The 3,895-nt window shown below is 72.5% G+C and carries 2 protein-coding genes; both read right to left on the bottom strand.

What is annotated here, in order from left to right; translation table 11 throughout:
* Window positions 1–84 precede the first annotated feature (84 nt).
* Window positions 85–1,386, bottom strand: coding sequence for an NAD(P)/FAD-dependent oxidoreductase (locus tag DKT68_RS15980; protein WP_109818207.1), 1,302 nt, complete (start codon window positions 1,384–1,386; stop codon window positions 85–87).
* A 63-nt stretch (window positions 1,387–1,449) separates the two neighbouring features.
* On the bottom strand, window positions 1,450–3,606 hold the full coding sequence (locus DKT68_RS15975; protein WP_109818206.1) for an amylo-alpha-1,6-glucosidase: 2,157 nt from the start codon (window positions 3,604–3,606) through the stop codon (window positions 1,450–1,452).
* Between the last annotated feature and the right edge of the window lie 289 nt (window positions 3,607–3,895).

Below are 3,895 nucleotides of genomic sequence, written 5' to 3'. Positions count from 1 at the left end.
GCCCTGCGGGGCGGGGCCCGCCGCGCCGCCACGCCGACCGACCGGCCCCGCCCCGCAGGGCTGACCGGCCGGTTCCGGTGGTCCTCAGCGGGCGCGGGCCGCCACCTCGGGTGAGGTGCTCTCCAGCGGAACCGCATTGGCGGGCACCAGACCGAGCTGGACCGCCGGGCGGGTCAGCGCGGCGTCCAGCGCCCAGTCGGCGCCGACCCGGGTCCGGTTGCCCGGCATCGCCATCAGGTGGTACGCCCGGGTGACCGCCTTGGCGGGCAGCCCGGCCAGCGGCACGTGCAGCGGGTTCGCCGCCGCCGCCTTGCCGCCCAGGTCGACCACCCAGCCCAGGTCGTGGTGCTTGTACGGCTTGCGCTTGCCGTGCCCGTACGAGGCGGCGATGTTGCGCGCCGCGAGCGCGCCCTGCCGCTGGGCGTGCTGGGCGGTCATCGTGCAGACCTGGCCGGGGCGGGTCAGGTCGGGCACCGCGGCGGCGTCGCCGCAGGCGTACACCTCGGGGTAGCCGGGGACGGTGAGGAACTCGTCGACCACCAGGCGGCCCTTCTCCGTCCGCAAACCCAGCTCGTTGACGAACGGGTCCGGGCGCACCCCCACGCACCAGACCAGCGTGCAGGTGGGCACGTACTCGCCGTCGGTGAGCTTCACCCCGTCCGCGGTCGCCTCGGCCACCGAGGTGCCCATGCGCACGTCCACGCCGCGGCGGTCGAGCACCCGGTGCGCGGTCCGCGACATCCGCTTGTCCAGCTCCGGCAGCACCCGGGAGGCCACGTCGAGCAGCATCCAGCGGGGACGGACCGTGAGCCGGGGCCGCTGGGCCTGCAACGCGTCGGTGAACAGCTGCCCGTGCGCGGCGACCTCGGTGCCGGTGTAGCCCGCGCCGACCACCACGAACGTCGACCGGGCCCGCTGCTCCGCCGGGTCCTCGGCCTGCTCGGCCAGCTCGATCTGGCGGACCACGTGGTCGTGCAGGTAGACCGCCTCGGGCAGGCCGCGGAAGCCGTGCGCGTACTCGGTCACGCCGGGGATCGGCAGCAGCTTGTTGACGCTGCCCACGGCGAGCACCAGGCGGTCGTACGCCAGCCGGTTCCTGTCCCCCTCGGGCTGGGTGAAGCCGACCCAGCGGTTCTGCAGGTCCACGTGGTCCGCCTCGCCGATCACCACCCGTACGCCCTTCAGCGTCCCGGTCAGCGGCACCGCGATGCGCCTGGGCTCGACCACCCCCGCCGCGACCTCGGGCAGCAGCGGGAGGTAGAGGAAGTAGTCGGTGGAGTTCAGCAGCACGATCTCGGCCCGGTCCCGGGCGATCCGGCTCAACGTCTTCGCCGCGTGGTAACCGGCGAACCCGGCCCCCACGATCACCACACGAGGTTTCGTCATTGCGGCCCGTTTCCCGTCGACGGCCGGGACAAACGTCGAACGCCGCCGTCCCGTGAACCGCCGTCAGCTGGGCTGGAGGCGGAGGTGACCGCTGGTGCCCACCGCCTCCAGCCCCCACTCCTGACCGAAGGCCCGCACACGGTCGGCCGTGATCCCGCCCAGTTCGGCCGGGATGTCCGGGTCGAGCACCAGCCGTCCCTGTCGCGGGTCAAGCCCCAGCATCGCGCGGACCAGAGCCAGGGGGGTGCCGGCCGCCCACGCCTGCGGGCTGCACGCGGTGGGGTACGGCACGGCGAACACCATCCGCTCCCGCGCGAAGCCGCTGAGCGCCTCGGGGAGCCGGTGGCCGAACTGCTCCGCCGCCTCGAGCAGCGCCAGGATGATTCGGTTCGCCTCGGCCCGGTAGCCGTAGCGGGTCAGGCCGAGCACCGCGATCGAGTTGTCGTGCGGCCAGACCGTGCCGAGGTGGTAGCCGACGGCGTTGTAGAGCCGTTCCTCCCGCGACAGGGTGCGGATGCCCCAGCCGGAGAACATGTCCGGCGACATGAGCTGGCGCACCACCGCGTCGGCCCGCTCCCGCGGCACGATCCCGCTCCACAACAGGTGACCCATGTTGGAGGTCTTGGAGTCCACCTGGTTCTTGTCGCCGTCCAGGGCGACCGCGTAGTAACCGCCCCGATCCTCGATCCAGAAGTCCCGGTTGAACCGCTCGTACAGCGTGCCGGCCTCGTCGCGCAGTCGCATCGCCAGGGCGGGATTGTCCAACGGCCCGTCGAACAGCTCGGCCAGCCGCAGCTTCGCGTCGTACGTGTAGCCCTGCAGGTCGGAGGTGGCCAGTGGGAGCACCGGAATGCGCCCGTCGGCGAAGCAGACGCCGTCCGGCGAGTCCCGCCAGCACTGGTTTCCCAGCCCCTCGGGTGAGCGGGTGGCGTACTCGACGTAGCCGTCGCCGTCCCGGTCGCCGTACTCGTCGATCCAGCGCAGCGCGGCCAGCGCGTTGTCCCGCAGGTGCAGGACGGTGTCGTCGTCGCCGGTCCAGCGCCAGTACTCCGAGAGCAGGATCAGCCAGAGCTGGGTGGCGTCGGCGGTGCCGTAGTAGGGCCCGTACGGCTTGGTCCCGCTACGGGTCAGCTCACCGCTGCGCACCTCGTGCAGGATCTTGCCGGGCTCCTCGTCGGCGAAGTCGTCACACCTGTCGCCCTGGAGCCGAGCCAACGCCAGTAGCGCTCCTCTGGCCAACGCCGGCCCGGCGACGAGGGTCTGGTACGCGGTGATCAGGGTGTCGCGGCCGAAGACGGTGAGGAACCAGGGCAGCCCCGCCCCGGGCACCATGATCCGCTGGCCCTTGACCTCCAGGTCCAGCCGTAGCGCGGACAGGTCGTCACGGGACTGCCGCACGGTGCGCTCAAGCGCCTGGTTGTCGCTGCGCAGCACGGCCCGGTCCTCGGTCCACCGGCGCAGCGGGTCGTCGGCCCGGCCATGGATGACGTCGGCGATGTCGCCCCGGACCGGCTCGACCACCCCCATCCCGGGCGGCAGCGGCACGTGCAGGTCCACCTGCCACTGCTCACGCGGGGGCAAATGCAGGTCCCAGACCAGCTCGTCACCTTCGACGCGGTCCGCCGGCGCCTGGCAGCACACCCGGGTCTGAGCCCGGAAGTTCCCGTTCCGGTAGGAGAAGCACAGCTCGGACCCGTCGGCGGCATGGTGGCGGGTGATCTCCGCGGACCGGTCCCGGACCACGGACTTGACCTCGAACAGGTCGGCGAAGTCGGCGTCGACGGCCAGCCGCAGCTCCACCCGGACCGGCTCCGTCCGGAACGACCGCAGCTCCACCCGCTCGTGAAAGCCGTCGCCGACGTAGCGCAGCCGTTCGACGCCGAGGCTGTTCACCGGCAGCCCGGGCAGCTCAGGGTTGGTGAGGACGTACTGCGCGGAGTAGTGCTCGATGGTTTCCGCACGCAGCGCCAGCAGCTCACCCCCGTTGACGGTCAGCGTCCAGCCGCTGATCAGCCGGGTGTCCAGGTGCACGAGGCCACCGATGCTGCCCGGCGGCACATCCCCACGCGAGTTGGAGTACAGGAACGTGGGGCCGCTGAGCACGGCGAGCGAGTCGGGGCCCAGCTCGGGCGGCATGGCCCGCTGGTCACCGCCCTCCCCGGGCGCCTCCGGCCGCACTCCGGGCGTGGGATCCGCGGGGGTCGCGCGCACGGCAGCCATGCCACCCACCGTAGGAACGGCGGACACCGGGTGTCATCACCCGGTCCGGGTGAAAGCCACGGAACATCCGCGTCCGGCGATATGGACAGACACCACCATCGATGGGGAGGATGCCGGAATGGGATCTGACGACACCGGCGACCGGCCCACGAGGTCCACTCGCCGCACCTTCCTGTCCGCCTCCGCCGCCGCCACCGTGGCGGCGGTCGCCGCGGTGGCGGCGGCGGAGGCGGACAGGAAGGTGCGGCGAGTGGACCTCGTGGGCCGGTCGCCGGTGTCGTCAGATCCC

The organism is Micromonospora acroterricola (genome assembly GCF_003172955.1).
Lineage (GTDB): Bacteria > Actinomycetota > Actinomycetes > Mycobacteriales > Micromonosporaceae > Micromonospora > Micromonospora acroterricola.
The sequence above is the reverse complement of the archived record's forward strand: the minus strand, read 5'-3'. Positions and strand labels throughout refer to the sequence as shown.